This window comes from Pseudomonas sp. NBRC 111130, from assembly GCF_001320485.1.
Classification (GTDB): domain Bacteria; phylum Pseudomonadota; class Gammaproteobacteria; order Pseudomonadales; family Pseudomonadaceae; genus Aquipseudomonas; species Aquipseudomonas vlassakiae.
The window spans coordinates 73,919-92,569 of record NZ_BCBG01000005.1 but is presented as its reverse complement, the minus strand read 5'-3'; the positions used below and the strand labels follow the sequence as shown (position 1 = coordinate 92,569).

General features: G+C 55.0%; 19 protein-coding genes and 1 pseudogene. 8 read left to right on the top strand and 12 right to left on the bottom strand.

The features are described from left to right. Positions 1 to 6: 6 nt before the first annotated feature. From APH33_RS03715 to APH33_RS03700, 4 genes and pseudogenes are all read right to left on the bottom strand, one after another. Positions 7 to 1,155 (bottom strand): HlyD family secretion protein, encoded by a 1,149-nt coding sequence (locus APH33_RS03715; RefSeq protein WP_054883846.1) that lies wholly within the window; start codon positions 1,153 to 1,155, stop codon positions 7 to 9. Beyond that, positions 1,152 to 1,700, bottom strand: coding sequence for a helix-turn-helix domain-containing protein (locus APH33_RS03710; protein ID WP_054883845.1), 549 nt, complete (start codon positions 1,698 to 1,700; stop codon positions 1,152 to 1,154). Before APH33_RS03710 ends, APH33_RS03715 begins: the two co-directional genes overlap by 4 nt. A 165-nt stretch (positions 1,701 to 1,865) precedes the next feature. Then, a pseudogene (locus APH33_RS03705) lies at positions 1,866 to 2,334 on the bottom strand (heme-binding protein). A gap of 58 nt (positions 2,335 to 2,392) precedes the next feature. Next, positions 2,393 to 3,955, bottom strand: a complete 1,563-nt coding sequence (locus APH33_RS03700; protein WP_256218585.1) for an MFS transporter — start codon at positions 3,953 to 3,955, stop codon at positions 2,393 to 2,395. A gap of 239 nt (positions 3,956 to 4,194) precedes the next feature. On the opposite strand from APH33_RS03700, the gene APH33_RS26300 reads away from it, so the two are divergent. Then, positions 4,195 to 4,545, top strand: coding sequence for a putative quinol monooxygenase (locus APH33_RS26300; protein WP_156351886.1), 351 nt, complete (start codon positions 4,195 to 4,197; stop codon positions 4,543 to 4,545). 68 nt (positions 4,546 to 4,613) lie between these two features. Then, positions 4,614 to 5,474: a LysR family transcriptional regulator gene (locus APH33_RS03695; protein ID WP_054883844.1), complete on the top strand. Its 861-nt coding sequence runs from the start codon at positions 4,614 to 4,616 to the stop codon at positions 5,472 to 5,474. Between the two features lie 21 nt (positions 5,475 to 5,495). Here APH33_RS03695 and APH33_RS03690 read toward each other — a convergent pair whose 3' ends face one another. After that, complete coding sequence (locus APH33_RS03690) at positions 5,496 to 5,999, bottom strand: Lrp/AsnC family transcriptional regulator (protein ID WP_054883843.1); 504 nt, start codon at positions 5,997 to 5,999, stop codon at positions 5,496 to 5,498. 138 nt (positions 6,000 to 6,137) lie between these two features. Here APH33_RS03690 and APH33_RS03685 point away from each other — a divergent pair, with 138 nt between their 5' ends. After that, the gene (locus APH33_RS03685) at positions 6,138 to 7,073 is read left to right on the top strand and encodes a DMT family transporter (protein WP_054883842.1); all 936 of its coding nucleotides are present in this window, start codon (positions 6,138 to 6,140) and stop codon (positions 7,071 to 7,073) included. Between the two features lie 87 nt (positions 7,074 to 7,160). Here the strand turns inward: APH33_RS03685 and APH33_RS03680 are convergent, their stop codons facing one another. Next, positions 7,161 to 8,291, bottom strand: coding sequence for an L-dopachrome tautomerase-related protein (locus APH33_RS03680; RefSeq protein WP_218187122.1), 1,131 nt, complete (start codon positions 8,289 to 8,291; stop codon positions 7,161 to 7,163). A 51-nt stretch (positions 8,292 to 8,342) separates the two neighbouring features. Here APH33_RS03680 and APH33_RS03675 point away from each other — a divergent pair, with 51 nt between their 5' ends. Beyond that, a complete protein-coding gene (locus tag APH33_RS03675) occupies positions 8,343 to 9,233 on the top strand; it encodes a LysR family transcriptional regulator (protein WP_054883876.1) in 891 nt (296 codons plus the stop codon). Positions 9,234 to 9,272: 39 nt separating this feature from the next. Here the strand turns inward: APH33_RS03675 and APH33_RS03670 are convergent, their stop codons facing one another. From APH33_RS03670 to APH33_RS03645, 6 genes are all read right to left on the bottom strand, one after another. Further along, positions 9,273 to 10,061 (bottom strand): glycine betaine ABC transporter substrate-binding protein, encoded by a 789-nt coding sequence (locus APH33_RS03670; RefSeq protein WP_054883841.1) that lies wholly within the window; start codon positions 10,059 to 10,061, stop codon positions 9,273 to 9,275. A gap of 12 nt (positions 10,062 to 10,073) precedes the next feature. Beyond that, on the bottom strand, positions 10,074 to 11,225 hold the full coding sequence (locus APH33_RS03665) for an L-dopachrome tautomerase-related protein (protein WP_054883840.1): 1,152 nt from the start codon (positions 11,223 to 11,225) through the stop codon (positions 10,074 to 10,076). A gap of 27 nt (positions 11,226 to 11,252) precedes the next feature. Continuing rightward, the gene (locus tag APH33_RS03660) at positions 11,253 to 12,260 is read right to left on the bottom strand and encodes a zinc-binding alcohol dehydrogenase family protein (protein WP_054883839.1); all 1,008 of its coding nucleotides are present in this window, start codon (positions 12,258 to 12,260) and stop codon (positions 11,253 to 11,255) included. A 180-nt stretch (positions 12,261 to 12,440) separates the two neighbouring features. Then, positions 12,441 to 12,959: a carboxymuconolactone decarboxylase family protein gene (locus APH33_RS03655; RefSeq protein WP_054883838.1), complete on the bottom strand. Its 519-nt coding sequence runs from the start codon at positions 12,957 to 12,959 to the stop codon at positions 12,441 to 12,443. 38 nt (positions 12,960 to 12,997) lie between these two features. After that, on the bottom strand, positions 12,998 to 13,762 hold the full coding sequence (locus tag APH33_RS03650; RefSeq protein ID WP_054883837.1) for an SDR family oxidoreductase: 765 nt from the start codon (positions 13,760 to 13,762) through the stop codon (positions 12,998 to 13,000). Positions 13,763 to 13,787: 25 nt separating this feature from the next. Then, positions 13,788 to 14,582, bottom strand: a complete 795-nt coding sequence (locus tag APH33_RS03645; protein ID WP_054883836.1) for an SDR family oxidoreductase — start codon at positions 14,580 to 14,582, stop codon at positions 13,788 to 13,790. A 105-nt stretch (positions 14,583 to 14,687) separates the two neighbouring features. Between APH33_RS03645 and APH33_RS03640 the strand changes: the two genes are divergently transcribed. From APH33_RS03640 to APH33_RS03625, 4 genes are all read left to right on the top strand, one after another. Beyond that, the gene (locus tag APH33_RS03640) at positions 14,688 to 15,632 is read left to right on the top strand and encodes a GlxA family transcriptional regulator (RefSeq protein ID WP_054883835.1); all 945 of its coding nucleotides are present in this window, start codon (positions 14,688 to 14,690) and stop codon (positions 15,630 to 15,632) included. Between the two features lie 66 nt (positions 15,633 to 15,698). After that, a complete protein-coding gene (locus tag APH33_RS03635; protein ID WP_054883834.1) occupies positions 15,699 to 16,247 on the top strand; it encodes a TetR/AcrR family transcriptional regulator in 549 nt (182 codons plus the stop codon). 164 nt (positions 16,248 to 16,411) lie between these two features. Next, entirely contained in the window at positions 16,412 to 17,272 is an 861-nt protein-coding gene (locus tag APH33_RS03630) for an N-acyl homoserine lactonase family protein (RefSeq protein ID WP_054883833.1), read from the top strand. Positions 17,273 to 17,395: 123 nt separating this feature from the next. Further along, on the top strand, positions 17,396 to 18,616 hold the full coding sequence (locus APH33_RS03625; RefSeq protein ID WP_082433429.1) for an MFS transporter: 1,221 nt from the start codon (positions 17,396 to 17,398) through the stop codon (positions 18,614 to 18,616). Positions 18,617 to 18,651: the final 35 nt, after the last annotated feature.

Below are 18,651 nucleotides of genomic sequence, written 5' to 3'. Positions count from 1 at the left end.
CGCTACTCACAGGGAGCCTGCTGATTCGCGTCCGGAATCAGCCGCCGCAGGTGCGAAGCTGTTGGCGTTGGTGTCGACTTCGGTGATCACCGACAACCCGGGACGCAGTACACCGAACTCTGCATCGCTATCCTGAAGAAGAATTCTTACCGGTACACGTTGAACGATTTTGGTGAAGTTGCCAGTCGCGTTTTCTGGTGGAAGGATGCTGAACTGCGCCCCAGTGGCGGGGGCAATGCTCTCAACACGTCCATGGAACACTCGTCCAGGTAGAATATCGGCCTGGATGCGTGCCGGCTGTCCAACCTGCAAGCTTGATAGCTGATCTTCCTTGAAATTGGCATCCACCCACAAACCTCGGGCAGGTACCACCGATACCACCTGGCTGCCGGCTGCGGCATAGGCTCCCACTTTGGCCCTGCGATTGCCGATGTAACCATCTACAGGCGAGCGTAATTCGGTGTAGTCAACATCCAGTTGGGCCTGCTCGCGGGCCGCCTCAGCCTGTACCAGAGCAGCTCTGGCCTGCTCACGTTGGGTCTCGATGACAATGAGTTGCTGCTGCGCAGCCACTACGCCGGCTGCGGCATGGTTCTGCTCGGCCTGAGCTGTCTTCCAGATGGCATCAGCATGCTGAGCATTCTCCAGTGAAACCGCATGGCTGTTCAGCAGGACTTGAGCCCGGGCTTTGTCCTGCAGAGCTCGTTCAGTTTCCGCTTGGCGCGCCTGAAGCTGCGCCTTGGCTTGGCTGATCAATGAGTGCTGGAGCTGTTCCGTGGCATTCAAATTGGCCAGGCTGGCACGCTGTGCTGCAACTGCACCGTCGGCCTTTGCCAGAGCAGCTCTGAAATCGCTGGCATCGATACGCACCAGCAGATCGCCGGCTTTGACGAATTGGTTGTCCGCCACAGCTACGTCCTTGATGTAGCCCGGTACCTTTGCACTGATCACTGTCACGTCCGCGCCGACGTAGGCATCGTCCGTGCTTTGAAGGAAGCGGCCTATCGTCCACCAATGGAACAAGTACGCTATTGCTACAGCAATGACAAACAGCAAGGCGGCCAGCTTAAGCAGCTTTTTGCTGAGTTTTGGTCTCACGCGAGTGGGGGCCGCGGCCTGCGCGCTCTCGATAGGGGAATCGACGGAAGCGTTCATTGCTGTTCGCTCCTGGTCGATGTTGATTGCGGGAAAGGGCTGACCCAAAGCTTCTCGTGTCGATAACCTTCACCGGCCTCCACGCGCCAATGAGTCAAGGGATCTGCATCCGGCGCGATATGCAGACGGTGGTCCTCCACGGTTATCGACTTACCCGTGTTGCTGTCCATCAACGTCAGAGCGACAGGCTCGCCAGTTTCTACATCGGCCAGATAGACCTTTTTCGAACCCTCGGCATGTTTGGCACCCCACATCATCAAGGTCAGGATTACCGGGCGAAGATCGCGCCCCGCTTCCGTTAGAAGGTACTCAAAGCGGGGTGGATTGTTTTGATAAGCCCGGCGCTCCATCAAGCCCGCGGCGACCAGATCGTTCAGTCGTCGGGTTAGCGTGTTGCTGGCAATTCCCAGGCTGTGCTGGAACTCGTCGAAGCGACGCAGTCCGTAAAACGCGTCCCTGAGCACCAACAGGCTCCAACCATCGCCGATGAGTTCGAGTGCGCGTGCCACTGGGCATGGCATCGACTGGAAGCTGGCTTTTTTCATGTTTCGCCCCGAGCGTGACCGGATGGATGAAATCACTATTCCACTGTAACTTTCATTATGCAAGTCACTTTGATTGAAATGTGAGCCGGCTTTCGTGCCTCTGGGCTTAGGAACCTGCGACTACAGCGGCACAGAGCCGCTTTCGCCCGTGGGGAACGCCAACTTTCACTGCTCTAGAGCGGCCATGGCGATTCTGATGTCATGCTCAGGCGTGTCGCCGCTAACGCCGATAGCACCCACGACGACTCCATTGGATTTAACGGGTAGACCTCCCTTCATCATGACGAAACCTGAGGTGATCGCTGCCGCCCGGCCGCTATTCACACTGGTTTCCAAGTCACCTGAAGAGCACCTGAAGATTGCCGCTGTCCTTTGCCTTTCCTTGGGCCAGTTCTATCCCGGCTACTACTGGTGCACCATCCATTCTTGCGGTGAGGATCGGCCATCCACCGTCGTCAACGATTGCGATGGAACACGGCCATCCATGCTGGGCGGCATAGGCCTGGGCCGCAGCAGATAGCTGCTTGGCTTCCGCTAAGCTAAGCGTCGGTTTTGTAGAAGGGGCTGTGGTCGGTTCTGCAAGCACGCCGGAAGCGGCAAGAGCTGCAGCAACCACGGTCAGTCTCCGGATCATTTTTGATAGGCCTTTTGCTCTTGGTCGAGAATTCATCTGTCGGAGTTGATGATTGGAATCAGTGGTTAGGTTTCATGTTCAGAGTTGGCATGGCGCCAGGCTTTGGTAGCGGCCGGCGTAGATAGATGCCAACGATCAACGCAGCAAACATTCCCAGAACTCCGGCCACGAATAGCATCTGGGAAAAGCCTTGCAAGAAAGCAAGTTCAGCAGCGCCGCGGACAACTGCCTTGGATGCTTCCGGGATGGTTTCCAAGGCACTGTGCAGATCACCCGCTGCGGTGCTCAACGCAAGCCTTTCTGCTTCAAAGGACAGTTGAGGGGCTATCGTTCTGAGCGAGTCCTGGAGTGCATCCCTCGTGAACACTACGAGCAGTGCGCCATAGACCCCAATGGCAAGACTGATGGCCGAGAATCGCATTGTTGTGCTCATGCCTGAACCCATGCCTAGGCGGTCTGGAGGGATACAAGCCATGATGTTTTTCTGAGTGTCGCCGTTCAACAACCCAGCACCGGCACCAAGAACCGTGCTTGCCATCGCGAAGAGCAGATAGCTACCAGAGGTGGCTACCATGGCGCAAAGAACGTTACCCAGGCCCACCAGCAGCAGGCCTATGCTCATGATCGTGGCGGGGTGAATGTTCTTCGGCAAATAGGCACCTACCCGCGGCATCAGGAACATGGCCAGAGCAAATGGAAGCATCCCGAGACCCGAGTTTATGGCCGAAAAGCCTAGGCCAGCCTGCAGGTAAAATGGCAGGAGGGTCATCATGACTTGCGCGCACGCGGCATACGAAAACATGCCCAGCAGCGCAGCGTTAAACCGGGCATGCTTCATCAGGTCGAAGTCGACCATGGGGCGTGGATGACGCTTCTCGAACATTACGAACAGCACCATCAGCAGTAGTCCCGCAGCCAAGCGCAGGGTAGTTGCTGTTGATTGCCACCCCGCGCGGTTGGCTTCAATGAGGCCCCACATGATGCAAGCCAAGGAGGTGCTGAACAGCAAGGCTCCAACTGGATCAAGTCGTGACGCCTGTTTGTTGCCAGACTCTGGGATCAGGCGATGCACTGCACACATGAGCAACAAGCTCACCGGAACGTTCAGCCAGAAAATCCATCGCCATCCAATCGTGGTGGTGATGAGTCCGCCAAGGAGCGGAGCGCTAGTAATGACAATCCCCATTGTGGTTCCCCAAAATGCCCAGGCTTTGGCACGAGCTGGTTCGTTGGGGAAGCAATGGCCGATGCTTGCCAGTGCAGACGTTAGGAGTAGGGCTGCTCCTACACCCTTGAAAGCGCGGGCTACATCCAGGAGCAACAAAGTCGGAGCAGCTGCACAGGCAGCCGATGCCACGGCGAAGATTGTCAAACCAATCTGAAGCGTTCGTTTTCGACCGAACCTGTCGGCCAGGCTTCCTGCAGGCAGCAAAAGAGCTGCGAAGCTCAGTAGGTACGCGCTTACCACCCACTCAATATCGGTTAGGGTGGCATTCAGCTCGCGAGCAATGGTCGGTAAGCTCACTGCGACAATGTTCGTGTCGAGGATGATAAGCGCACAGACCGCGGATGCCGTTGCGAGGATCAAGCCTGGATGTTTGTAGGTCGGTTCGCTAGCCAATTTTCGCATTCCTGGAGTGGCGGCCCTCGATTTTATCTGGCAGTAATCGATCAAGATCGATCATCCATGAACGATTTCGTTAGCTAAAAACTAACGTTGCTGTGATGGTTGTGCGCCGGCCCGCGCTAGAGCTGTTTCCGGGACTTTCGTCAGTTTGTTGAAACTGTTTCACTATCCTTTGGGTTTCACGTACCAATGGAAGTGATCAAGCTAAGGCATCAACCATCTGAGTGCTCGCCATGACCAGTACGATTACCGTTGTAGCGCATATCACCGCAGATCCATCATCAGTAGCAGAGGTTCACAGCGCCCTGCTAACAGCTGTCGACGCTACGCAGTCAGAGCACGGATGTCTTCATTATCGTCTGTTTGAAAACATGGACACTCAAGGCCACTGGACCATGCTTGAGCTGTGGGAAAATGATGATGCGCTGACTCAACATACACTCGGCGAGGGGTTTAAAGACTTGAGCGCAGCTATCGATGGCAAAGCGACTGTTCAGGTTTACCGCTTGGCTCCAGCTGCTTCTACTGTACAGGTAGAGTCTGTTGTAAACCCAAACTTCTGGCTGGGGAACGGTTTGCCATGAGCTTTAAGCTAACGTAATGGCTAAGTTTGGTTTCGAACTGGTTCGGTTCCTAGGCGAGACACAAAGTAGTGGAAATCAGACATTTTAAGTATTTTTTGGCGGTAGCTGAAGCCAATCATTTTACTAGGGCCGCATTTCGCCTGAATATCGCCGTCCCGACGTTGAGTCGACAGATCAAGGAAATGGAGGAAGAGCTAGGGGTTCAACTTTTCGTTCGAGCACAGCGTCAAGCGACTTTAACCGAAGCGGGTAAAGCATTGCTTACAGAGGCGCGTGATGTTGTCTATCGATTTGATATCGCTCAAGAACAAGCTCAACGCGCCGGGCGGGGTGAAAATGGGCATATTGAAATAGGTTATGTTGCCTCGGCAGTGTTCAACGGAGCATTGCAGAGGCATACGACAACGTTCAAGAAGGCCTTCCCGGGTGTGCAGTTGTCCCTGCGCGAATATCCTATGGTAGAGCTCCCTCGGCTACTGGCGGAGGGGCGTATTGATCTCGCCTACGTGCGTGCGCCCATGGTACTTCCTGCTGAGTTGAAGGTCGCGCATCTAGATGAAGAAGGTTATGTCCTTGCGTTACTTTACTCGCATCCGCTCAACTCTCGTCATAGCATCGATCCTGGTGATCTGGGGGATGAGTTGTTCATACTGCCAGAGCAGGTCTCTGGGACGATCACAGCCGGCAGTTTGGGCGGGTTCGTCCCTAAGCTTGGCCCCCAGCCGGGGAGCTTAGTCGCGGTATTGGCTCTGGTGGCGCTGGGCCAGGGTGTCTCCATCGTGCCGAAATCGGCAGCGGCCGCCGTGAGCCTGCCTGGTGTTACCTTCCGACCTGTTAATGGTCTGGAGGAAGTGTCTTGGTTAGGCTTGGTGAGCAGGCGGCACGAGCAAGCTCAGCCAATCAGAAATTTCCTTTCACTCCTCAGTTGAGGAGTGAGTTAATGATGACTATCAGCTGTTGCCTCCCGAAGCGCGCCCTCTCAAATGATTCGTGGGCAGCGCAGTCGTATATTTAACTTGGCTAAGTGCGAAACTCGACTTGATGCTTGCCACAACGGGTATCGTGGTTAAGCAGTCAAGCAGTAGTGCCTGATACTTTGTCAGGTCTTCGCTTACCACTCTCAACATGAAATCCGCCTCGCCGCTCATCAAATAGCACTCCATCACCTCTGGGCGCTCCCTGATTGCGTTAGTAAATACTTCTAGAGACTGCTTGTCCTGGAGCTTGAGCGAAACGTGTACAAACACGTTTATTGCAAGGCCGAGCGCTGCAGGATCAACTAGCGTTACGGCGCCTCTTAAGACCCCACTTTCCTTCATCTCCGAGACTCGCCGCCAGCACGGCGAAGTTGAAAGCCCTACAATGTCAGCCAATTCGGCATTGCTCAACTCGGCATTTTCTTGGAGTGCATCAAGGATACGCAGGCTAGCGTCATCGAGCTTCGAGCGGCTCATGGTAAATTTTTCCTCTGCATGAGAGCTTTTCAATGAAATGTACCGGTATTTCTACTTCTGAGGAAGAGATAGGTACGTTTTTTCGCTTCCCCAAAAATATCATGATGCTACGTAACTAGATTGCAACGAGGTGGCACCATGAGCGCTTCAACTCAGCAAGTGTTTAAAAGTCGCACCAAAAACTTTGCAATATCTTCGACTTACGTTTGGCTTGGTGTCATGGTGCTTCTGTGGGGAAGTAGCTGGCCGGTCACTAAGCTTGCATTGCAGGGCGTGCCTCCGCTCTGGCTGGCTACCATTCGTTTCGCCAGTGCCGCGGTCTGTCTTTTTGCCTATTTGATCGCGAGAGGACAGCTCAAGCTTCCCGTTAAAGAGGATGTGCCCATCATCGCGAGCGTGGGTTTGCTGCAGATGATGGCTTTTACTGGTCTCGGTATGGTGGCGATGGTTCATGTCGACACCAGCCGCGCTGTTCTCTTGGCATACACAACGCCGCTGTGGTGTGTAGTTGTAGCCTGGGTCATGTTTCGCGAAATGCCCTCCAGGTTGCAGATCGCAGGGCTTGTCGTAGGGATGTCGGGGGTCGCGGCTGTGTGCTCACCAGGAGAGCTCGAATGGACGAGTCAAGACACGGTGTTCGGAGCAATCTTCCTGCTCCTTGCAGCGGTCAGCTGGGCGATTGTTATTCTTCATGTGAAGCGTCATCGGTGGGTAACCCCGCCCCTGGCCCTGGCTCCCTGGCAGATGCTCTTGGCCACCATACCGTTGGCGATTGCAGCCTGTGTCAGCGAAGGCTCGCTGACATCCATTGTCCTGGATAGGAAACTCGCGGAAGAATTGTTCTTCATTGGTCCGGTTGCGACATCGGCCTGCTTTGTGATTTCTGCGGAGTACGGACGGCGAATTTCGACCTTTGGCATGTCAAATTTCACCCTTGGGGTACCCCTGGTCGGGACAGTTTTTTCTTGCTTGGCTTTTGGTGCGAGCGTTTCCACCATGTTCATCGCCGGGCTGAGCCTGGTGATTTTGGGAGTCGTGGTCTCTGCGTTAGCTTCGCGGTCCCGCCGGACCTAAACCAAGAAGGTTGGCGGAGACTTTTCGATAACCCGTTTCAAAGCACGCAATAGACAAGCTATTAGCTCTGAAACGGGTGTAATGAGGTTACTTAGGGTCTATGCGATAGACGCTCAGTGGTCGCTCGACCTTCGATGCGCCATCGTTGAACAAGCCTACTCGATCGACTTGCGCTGCCGGCAAGTACAATCTGCCCTGGTTGTCGAACGCAGGTGCATCGACCCAGTGCAGGCGAGTGTCCTTCGCAATGGTCTGAATGGTCCCGTCAGTGGCGATTCGCTTGACGCTATCTTCAGCTAGGTCACTGAAGTAGAAATTGCCCTTGCTGTCCATGACTGTCCCACCGACAGGCGGTAGATCTCGCCAGAACTCGACATGTTTGATGAGTTCAACTTCAGGCAAGTTGGCATCATCCAACCAGCGCGTTTCAATCTTGTGCCAAGGGCCTTCCAACGGTGCGAAGTAGAGCCATTTCCCGTCCGGGGATACCTCAAGGGGATCGGAATGCACCCTCAATGCTGTCCCATCTGGCGCTCTGACTACTTTGCCGCTCAGGATAATGTCGCGGTTCTCGGGCGCGCGTACTGCAGGACTGGTCGTTAAGACGCGCCGGGCTTTGTTGGTTTCGAAGTCCAAGACAACGATGCCAGGAACGCCAGCGTCCGTCAGGTAGGCATGCTTGCCATTGAGGCGGATATCGTCGATGTAGCTATGTTCTTGAGCGATGCTGCTGTCGAATGGGATGACCTTGATCACTTCGCCGCTTTTTAGGTCAACGACCACGACCTTTGCACCACCTGGAATGACTTTGCCGCCGAAGTCAGTTACGCCTGCATCGACAATCCACAGCCGGCTATTGTCATCAACGCGCATGGCATTGACATTGACGAAGCGCTGTTCGGCTGGAATGGTCGCGTCATTGCTATTCCATTGCTCATTTGGAAACGGATGGGCCTGGCCAGCTTGATCTAGCTTGGATACGGATGGCCCCGCCGAGCCAGTCCATTTCGGGCCCGATACGTACATGCTTCCGGCGCTGTCCACGGCCACCGCATTCCATACAGCATTGGCCGATTGGGCTACCACGTGAAGGGTTGGTGGCACCTCAGCGTGAGCTACACCGATAAAGCCTGCCATCAGAGCTGTTAGTACAAATCGTTTAGGGAAGGTCATTGCAAGTTCCTGTTTGAAGGGCTGGGCAATGATGATTTTTCCCATTACGCTGAAAAACCTCGCCATCACGTAAAGAATTTCGTCAAAGTGAAGAAAATCATACGAATCGATGATCTGCAGGTCTTCGTATCGACCGCCGCTGCGGGTAGCTTCTCCGCCGCGGCGCGCTTGCTCGACATCTCGCCCGCCTTGGCGAGCGGTGCCATTCAGCGGCTGGAAAGCAACTTGGGCGCGAGATTGTTTGTACGCTCAACGCGTCGGTTGAGATTATCCGATGATGGCGAGCGCTACTTGCCGCACGCGCGGCAAGCCTTGGAAGCGCTTGATAATGGCGAGGTAGCGCTGACCCAGGGCCGTGACGAGATCGCTGGCACTATTCGCTTGTCGATGCCATCTGATATCGGCAGGAATGTGTTGCTCCCATGGCTTGATGAGTTTCAGCAAACGCATCCCCTGATACGCCTGCAATTGCGGGTTAGTGATCAGGTGGCCGATCTGGTGGGGGAACATCTGGACGCTAGTATCAGGTACGGACAGTTGAGTGACTCGGGCCTGGTGTCCTTAGCACTTGCGCCGATGAACCGCAGAACAGTCTGTGCCTCGCCGGCGTATCTCGCGCGTCATGGTATGCCGGAATCTCCTGAAGCGTTGAGCGGGCATAATTGCCTGAGATATGTGATGGGCGAGCAAACCTACGAGCGTTGGAGCTTCAATTTCCCACAGGGAGTACGGACGGTTCAGGTGACAGGTGATCGAATCAGCGATGATGCCGATATTGTTCGACGCTGGGCTGTCGCCGGATTGGGGATCGTTTACAAGTCCAGGCTCGATGTTGCTGAGGATATTCGCAGCGGCCGCCTGGTTGAGCTATTCCCGGAAAGCTATGGGCAGCCGGCACCGCTTCAGCTGGTATGTGCCCATCGCACATCGCTCACGCCGGCCATCCAATCGCTTAGAGCTTTTCTAGCAAAGCGTTTCGAAAGCTAGTCAGGGCTCAGTCGCGGGGCACGGGGCCCCGCTACTGCTTCACGCTTGCGCCGGTGCCGACTGACGTGAGAGCCAAATGTCTGCAGCTTCCAACGCAGAAAGCTTTTTGTGACGGATAAGAAAATCAAGCTCGCTGATCGCGGCATTGCCAGGTTGCAGCGAGGCTAGGTCCTCAATCAGTTCTTTCGGCATCTCCTCCACAACGTCACTGGCGGCAATGAGGGTTGCTTGGTCCTCACCACCCAACAACCCGAGCGGTTCATCCAGAGCTCGGATTTTGTAGGCATGGTGCAAATATTGAGGATGCCACAGTGGCACCACGAACCATTCCTGCTCTGCATAGGATTGTTCAAACCGATTGAAGCAATCAGCTTCGGTGCCTTGTGCAAAAAAGTAGCCTTCGGCATCCAACTCGTATTGCGTGACCATGGCTTTCGAGAAGCGACTGATGCCCGCACCAGGGTTGATACCTTGAATACGACGGCTCATCCGCTGGGCAACATCAGGCTTCAGCAGGTCCGCAATCGTAGCGACCTGATCCTCCGGTACATAATCAGGCACACCCCAAATGCAGTATGGGTTGTAAAGAACTCCAAGGGAGGTGCTCGGCTTCTTGCAAGCTGAGAGGTAGGCTCCATGGCTGTCTGGCAGCCATGCTGATACAAGCATCTCTACCTGTCCTTCGCTGTACAACCGGAACATTTCCTCATGAGGAGCTGTGCTGACTTCCACCAGGTAACCATGTTGCTCTAGTGTGCGCTGCACAAGCGCGGCGCTAGCGGCATGGAAGCTGAGGTCGATGTAGCCCAAGCGAATGTGCTTTTGCATGTCATTTCCTTATCAATGCGTTGGCGCAGGCTTGGCGTCGATCTTGACGCGCATCAGGCTGTAAGGCTTCACCCGTTTGTCTTGGCCATCGTTGAAGCCAGGAGAGCGGTGCAGCTGGTTGGCAGTGAAATACAGATACCCGTCTGGGCCGATCGACAAGGTATCCGGCCAAAGGACCCGCGAATCCTCAACCACGGTTTGCCAAGTGCCATCGGCAAGTCGTTTATGGATGGAGTTGTGCTCATAATCCCCCGCATAGACTGCACCGTTAGCATCAGCCTCAAGACCGTCGGAAGCGCCTTTTTCACCGAGATCTACAACCGCTTGTTCAAGCACGGCTTCGCTTACATTGGGGTCTCGCAATAAAGCCGTTGGAACCGAATACAGGTGTCGACTCGAAAGCGGGCAGAAGTACAGCGTCTTACCATCGCTCGACAGGGCGATGCCGTCCGAGGCTACGGTCAGTAGGCCTGATTTACCTTGCGCGTCGCGGGTGATCAGTGCTGGTTTCCCTTCGATCACTGGCCGGAACTCAGGGTCCACGGAAGTTGATTTGGCTCCGCTAAGGCGGCGCGTTGCGGTACCGCTGGCCAGGTCCAGGACGATGATTCCGCCTGGCCCTTTTACCGACGAATCGGTGACGTAAGCGGTGCCTTCTTTGCCTACGCGAAAATCAAAACGTACGTCATTCACATAGGTAGTTGGCAGAATCACGTCACGCGGGAACACAACTGTTTTCACGATCTTGTTGGTGTTCAAGTCGATTGCGATCAGCTTGGCTCCACCTGCCTTGGGCTCGGAGAAAGCGGGCGCGGCTGTATCCAATACCCAGACACGCCCTTGACCGTCAGCTACGACGCTCTGCACGCTGATGAACCCGGCGGCAGGATCCTTGGCGTTTTCCACATTCGTTTTCAGGTCTGGATACGGAACCAAGTGGCCCTGTTTGATCTCTGCCACGGTGTAGGGAACGTCATCTCCCCAACGAGGGAAGTTGATGAAGATCCGACCAGTTTCGGTGACGGTCACGCCTGTAGGCATGGCGCCATTGAAAGCGAAAACACGTTCAGGGTTGCTACCTGTGCCCGTGGCTGTATCGGCCATAGCCATTGCGCTGAGCGAGACCGCGACAGCCAGGCCAGTGGCTTGGAAGAAAGCTTTCATATGCTTGTCCTTGAGCGTATCTGCGGGTTAGAAGCCTTCGAGAACGATCTTGCCTTTGGCTTTACCACTCTCGATGAGCGCATGGGCGCGCTTCAGGTTATCTGAGCCGATTTTGCCGAAGTGTTCCCCAATGGTGGTCTTGATGACGCCGTTATCGACCAACTCGGAAATTCTGTTCAGCAACTCGTGCTGTTTGATCATGTCGGCGGTTTGATACAGAGAACGCGTAAACATCAGTTCCCAATGCAGCGAAAGCGATTTGCGCTTGAGGGGCATGACGTCCAGTTGTGCTGGGTCATCAATCAGCGCCAGTTTGCCTTGTGGGCGAAGCACTTCAACGATCTGGGCCAGGTAGGTTTCGGTATGGGTCAGGCTGATAACGTAGTCGACCGGGTTGAGTTTCAGATTTTCGAGCTGCAGCGGGATCGAGGCGGAATGATCAATCACATGGTGGGCACCCAGTTCTTTTACCCAAGACTGAGTCTCTGGCCGCGACGCTGTACCGATGACGGTGAGTTGGGTCAGTTTGCGGGCCAGCTGGACCAGGATCGAGCCAACCCCACCACCGGCGCCGATGACCAGCAGGCTTTGTCCTTTACCACCGTTTTCCTGGACGCCCAGTCGATCGAACAACAGCTCCCAGGCAGTAATGGAGGTCAGCGGCAAGGCTGCGGCACTGGCATTGTCCAGGCTACGTGGCTTTTGGCCGACGATGCGCTCATCCACCAAGTGAAATTCGCTGTAGCTACCAGGGCGATCGATCGCGCCGGCGTAAAATACTTCGTCACCAACTTTGAACAATGAAACGTCGCTGCCTACTTCACGGACGATACCCACGGTATCCCAACCCAGCACTTGGATCTCTTGGCTGGTACTGCGAGCTCGCACCTTCGTATCTACCGGGTTCACCGCAATCGCCTTCACTTCGACAAGCAGATCTCGAGCGCCTGGCGTGGGCTTCGGCAGGTCGGTTTCGAACAGGGAACGAGCGTTTTGGATTGGCAAACCAGCTTCTTGGAAAACTACGGCTTTCATGTGAGGTTGTCCTTTACAGGTCAGAGAGTGATGTCAGGCTAACTCCCTTCGTGAGCCTCAAAAACTAGCTAACCCGAGGAAGACTTTCGCCGTTTCGCTGAAGGTTGAGGCGATCAGCCATTCAAGGAATGGCCGATCGCCTTAGGAGAAGCGCACACGTCGCTTAAGTTAGGCGTCGACTCAGATCGCTTTCGGTGGGAAGTCGATGTCTGTTTTCGCCACGTTGTTCAGGTAGTTCGTCAAGGTCAGCAGCGAGACCTGCGCGATAACGTCGACGATTTTTGCATCGTCCAACCCTGCTTCCCGTGCGATTGAGAGATGCTCGTCACTCACTTGGCCGCGGCTGAGCGTGACAGCCCGAGCCAGTGCAGCGACTCCGTTTAACGTGCCGGCGCGCGCTGCCAGCAGATCATCAGCGTTTAGTCCGGTCTTCCCACCGAAGAAGCTGTGAGCCGCGACGCAATAATCGCATCCGTTAACTTCAGAGGCCGCCAGTGCCGCCACTTCACGTTCGGCAGGTGTCAGGCTGTTCTTGCTCAGCGCCTGTGACAGAGCGAGATATCCTCCCAAGGCTGCTGGAGAGTGAGCCAGGGTAGCGAAGGCGTTAGGGATGAACCCCAAGCCTTTTTCAATGCCCTGAAGGGCAGTGCGCGCAGCGGCTGGAGCTTGGTCAAGGGTCAAAGCAGCAATTCGGGTCATGATTTTGCTTCCTTCCAGGTTGTCCAATGCGTTTATGTTCAGGCGACAGGGATAGGGTTTTCGGCCAGAGCCTGGTTGAACTGGTTGATCAGTTCATGCTCGTTTGGCCCTTGGTTGGCGCGTACTGGTACGACGCGGTCAACCAGGACTTCGGTTGTCGCTGTTTCCAGTTTTTCCAGGGTTTCCTGGATGAATTCGTCCAGCGGCATGGCGCGTTCATCACCACTTTTGTGGATCAGATCGGTGTCTACCCATGGCGGTGCGATTTCCAGAACCTTGACGCTGGTATCGCGCAGGGCAAAACGTTGCGACAGCGAGTAGGAGTGAATCGCAGCTTTGGTCGCCGAATAGAGGGCTGTCGCGGCCAGTGGCAGATAGGCCAGTACCGAGCTGTTGTTGATGATGTAAGCATCAGGTTGGCGCTTGAGGTGTTCTACAAACGCTGCGCTAACACGCACCGGGCCCAGCAGGTTGGTCTGCAGCAGCCCTACAGCCTGCTCATCGTCATAATCGCCAGAGCCTGGGTTGTCGAAAGGCATGATGCCGGCGTTGTTGATGATGACGTTCAGCGAGGGATGGCGACGGATAACCTCTTGTGCGACATCCTTGATCTGCTGGTGATCATTGATATCAAGCTGAACGGTATCGATGCCGGGATTGGAGCTGGCGATTTCATCCAGCAGCGATTGGCGTCGGCCCGCGATGATGACCTTGTTTCCACGCTGGTGGAACGCTTCGGCCAGAGCGCGGCCGATGCCCGAGGTACCGCCAGTAATGAAGATGGTGTTTGCGCTAGTTTTCATGATTTGTATCCTTTCAATTGAGTGATTAAACGTCGTAACGCGGGGCGAGCTTGTTGCTGGAGAGATGTCCGAACAGCGCCTTGCGGCTGCTTTCGTACAGCTCGAAATGCTGTATGTCCTGCATGGACGGGATGGAGATCAGGACACCGTTGTCGAAGTCTTGAAGGGCGCCATCTACCAAGTCGCTTGCTGACATCACGATGTTGGGATCAAGGTTCTCGACGGGCAGTCCCCCGATCTCCCAGAAATCGGTAGCCGTAGCTCCTGGCAGCACCGCCTGAACCTTGATGCCATGTTCTGCCAGCTCTTTGTGCAGCGACTGAGTGAAGGCCGTGACGTAGGCTTTGCTTCCGCCGTACACGCCATTCAGAATTTCCGGTGCCAGGCTGACGATTGATGAGATATTGATGATTGCGCCCTGTTGGCGAGCGATGAAGCCTGGAACCGCAGCGTAGGTCAGTCGAGTGAGTGCAGTGACGTTGAGGCTAATCATCTCGGCCATTCGCTCAACGTCGCTGTCCAGCAAACTGGTGTGAGTGCCGATGCCTGCGTTGTTGACCAACAGATTGATGCTGGCGTCTTCGCGCATTTTGCGTTCCACTCGCGCCAGGTCCGCTGCGTTGGCCAGGTCTGCGGGGAAGACTTCAACGCTCTGCTGAGTCTCGTTGGTGATGCGACTAGCAAGAGCGTTCAGGCGATCACGATTGCGGGCGACCAGTATCAGGTCATAGCCACGTTGAGCCAGGCGGTCTGCGAAGATTGCGCCGATGCCGGTGGATGCGCCTGTGATCAGGGCGGTGCCTTTGTATTCCTGAGTCATGGTCCAGCTCCGTTGTTTGGGTGTGGAGCCATGATGCAAAAAAACAGATTTGTCTTAAACGACGCTTATAGTCGTGTTTTAGGACATCGCAATTGGAGCAGGGTTATGCATCGAATCGGCTACTTGGTTACAGACGGATTTCAGGTGATGTCACTGGCCACCCAGGCGGTTTTTGAATTCGCAAATATGGTCGCGGGCGAGCCTGTGTACCGGATTCAGAACTATTCGGTGTTAGGAGGGACCATTCGATCCTCCCTGGGTATGCACATCGACACGCTGGCATTGGATGATCCAGGGCTTGCAAATAGCTGGATGATCACAGGGACACTCACTCCGCTTACGCCTCCCGCTGCAGAGGTTCTGTCCAGCGTGCAGGGATTTGCCCAGGGCTCAAGGCGCATCGCAGGCATCTGCACAGGAGCTTTCGTCCTAGCTCAAGCAGGTGTCCTCGATAACCGGCGTGCTACTACTCACTGGGCATATGCCAAGACGCTTCAAAGCCTGCACCCGAGCATTGAGGTGGAAGAGAATCGAATCTTCATTGTGGACGGCCCTGTTTGGACCTCTGCGGGAATGACCGCAGGCCTCGACATGGCATTGGGGATGGTGGAGAAGGATTTGGGAACGGAGCTTGCCAAATCGGTTGCTCATAAGCTCGTCATGCACCAACGCCGATCGGGAGGGCAGTCTCAGCACTCTGAGTTGCTTGCTCTGGCGCCCAAGTCTGATCGCATTCAGAGCGCTTTGGATTATGCGCGTAAGCATTTGAACAGGGCATTGAGTGTTGAAGAGCTCGCGGAGGTTGTTCATCTGAGCCCAAGGCAATTCACGCGCGTCTTCACTGCCGAAACCGGTCAATCACCTGCTAAAGCGGTGGAGAGCCTACGACTAGAGGCAGCTCGGCTAATGATTGAGCAGAGTCGCCATAGCCTGGACACGGTAGCAAGAGAAACCGGGTTCAGAGATCGTCGACACATGCGCGAGGTATTCATCCGAGGTTTTGGGGTTCCCCCGCAAGCAGTTCGCCGCGATGCGAGGCGAGTCGGGTAGAAATCGCTTTCCTATTAAACCGAACGGTTCGATACTGGGATCATGTCGATCGTTTAGGTACCGAAAATGGGACGCCCTCGAAAATTCAATCGTGAGACGGTTCTGGAGAAGGCACTGCCCGTGTTTTGGCAGTACGGCTACTCCGGCACCTCTCTTCATCATCTTGAGCAGGCTACGGGCGTAAATAAGTCAGGCCTGTATTCAGAATTCAAGGATAAGGATGATCTGTTTCTGAGCGCTTTGGCGTATTACTACGCAAACCGCGGAGCACCAGAAATCCTGACTTCTCAGCCGCAAGGATGGGCAAATATCGAGCGTTTTCTTCGGCTTGGCGACCCTCAAGATAACGGGTGTATGGGCTGTTTTTCGGTCAATGCGCTACGTGAGTTTCCCGTGCTTTCCGACCAGGTGCGTCAACTGCTCGTGGATTGTCATCGCCGCTTGCTCCCGGAAATCGCTGACAACGTAAGGGCTGAGAAAACCCGACTGGCACCAGAGGTTGTTGCGGACATCATCATGGTGTTTTTCTCTGGCGTGTGCGTTGAAAGCTGCTTGCCTGCTGACGGGACTGGCGATCGGGTCAACCATTTCATGGAAGCGCTGCGAGCTCTCTGAGCAACATCCATCACTTTTTTGAACCGAATGGTTTTTTTCTCTTGCGCCTGCGCCTGGGCCACCCTATATTGAACCGATCGGTTCTTAACGAGTCAGGGCAAGACGGCATTTACCCGTCCTGATCCTCTGTCTTAACCCAAGCGTCGGCTGCAAGGAGAATCACCATGGCACTGAAAATTCATCCAATTAACCTCGGAAACATGCAGATGGATTCGAGTGGTCTGGTCATGTTCCGGAACCCCGGCGAGCAAGTCACCATCCCGGTTCTGGGTTTTCTTATTACTGGAGGGGAGGAACCGATCCTGGTCGATACAGGGTCACGCAACGCCCAACAGTATGAAGAATATGGACTCACGTACGAAGTGACGCCGCAGATGACGCTTGAGTACCATCTGGCCCAGCACGGGCTGCGGATGAAAGACATCCGGCACATCGTCCACACCCATGCTCATATCGATCACGTCGGCATGACCGATCTCTTCCCGATGGCGACTACTGTCGGCATCTCGCGTCGCGAGCTGGAGTTCGCCGCATCCGGCATCATGGGACCGCTCATGTACACTGCGGCTGATACCAAGCATTTGATTGATCGTCTCCACACACGAGGCGCGATTCGCCTGTTTGATGTCGACGGCACGTTCGAAGAAGAGGTTATCCCGGGCGTAGCAGTTCGATTGTCAGGTGGACACACGCCCGGCTCGATATCGGTCCTGGTCGAAACTGACGAAGGCATGGCGAATATCTGCGGCGACATCGCCTATGACATTCACGACCAATTGATTGAGCCCATTCTCGATCAAGCGTCACATGAGCCGACGATCACAGCGAACCGGGCCATGTCCACGCTGGATGAAAAGAAAGCTCTTAAGAGGGCGCTTGCAGACAGCAAATTTCTGCTGCCAAGTCACGACGCGCCTGCCTTGATCAAAGGCGGAAAAGTCATAGGGCGTATGCTCGATGCCATTTCTAATCCCCAGGCTGACGTTACAAAAGCGATCAACTATTCGCTTTTGGCTTCAGTGTGACGCATGGCTTTCGTCACCTTTGCACGTGCTCGCCCTTGGCGAGCCGTGCGCTTCGGGACTGGAACACTGGTATTTGCGATGGGCGTATGCCTGCTGATCAACCGCTTACTGTGAGAACCCGCCATGAGCCAGACTCTGATATCCCCTGGAATGAGCGTTGCCAATGACGACAAGCAGCGTCTTGGCCCGCGGACTCGTTTTGGTCTGCTTGCCTCCATCACAGTGACTTTCTTGGCTGGATCCAGCGTACCTACGCCGTTGTATCCGATCTATCAGGACCAGTGGCATTTCACTGCGATGGGCATCAGCTTTATCTTCAGCATTTATGCCATATCAGTACTCGCCGGACTGCTAGTGTTTGGACGGCTGTCCGACTACGTCGGTCGGCGGTCAGTACTGTTGTGGACGACTGTTTTGCAATTGGTGGCCATGTACATGCTCGGTGTAGCTGATGGCTTCGCGGATCTAGTGCTTGGTAGGCTGATTCAAGGCGTGTCGACAGGGGCTGCAGTTCCAGCGGTAGGCGCAGCCCTGATTGATCTCAACCACAAGCGCGGAGCGGTCGTGAATGCCCTCACACCTGCCATCGGCAGTGCCGTTGGGGCTCTGATGGGTAGCGTATTCGCACAGGCGTTACCGTACCCCACTCATACTGTGTTCGCGGCGCTAGCTTTTATTTTGGTCATTCAGGGCGTGGGTCTACTCTTCATGAGGGATATCCGCGCAAAAATACCTGGGGCGGCCCGGTCACTGATACCGCAATTCAGCATACCCGTGGATGTGCGCGGACCAATGATCATTGCATCGTCGCTATTCGTTGCTGGCTGGGCTGTCGCCGGTTTCTTCGCCTCAATGGGGCCCAGGTTAATTGAGCAGCTCTTTGCGCTACCTGCGTCATGGGCAGGCGGATTGGTGTTAGCTGCTTTCGCTGGTAGTGGGGTAGCTGCTATTGGGGCATTCGTTACTCGATCAATGCATACCCTGGCCTGGATTGGCGCACTGGGGCTGCTGATCGGTATGGCTATGGTCTTAGTCTCATTGATCACCGGTTCGCTCACTCCCTTTGTCTTTGGCGTAGTGATTTCAGGAGCTGGCTTTGGTGCCGGTTTTCAAGGTGGTATCCGACTGGTTTTATCCAAGTCACGCGCCGAGGAAGTCGCAGGTGTATTGTCCGTAGCCTTCCTCTGTTGCTACCTCGGTATGGGTGTTCCGGCGATGATCGCTGGGTACGCGGTAGCAAGCGGACACGGCATCTTCGATACCGCAATAGTTTTCGCCATTCTGGTAATGAGCCTTTCATTCATAGCGGTTTACAGGATGATAAGTGGTGGCAGTAGGGTATGACGCGAGTAGAAACGTAGAAAAGGCCACATTAGGTG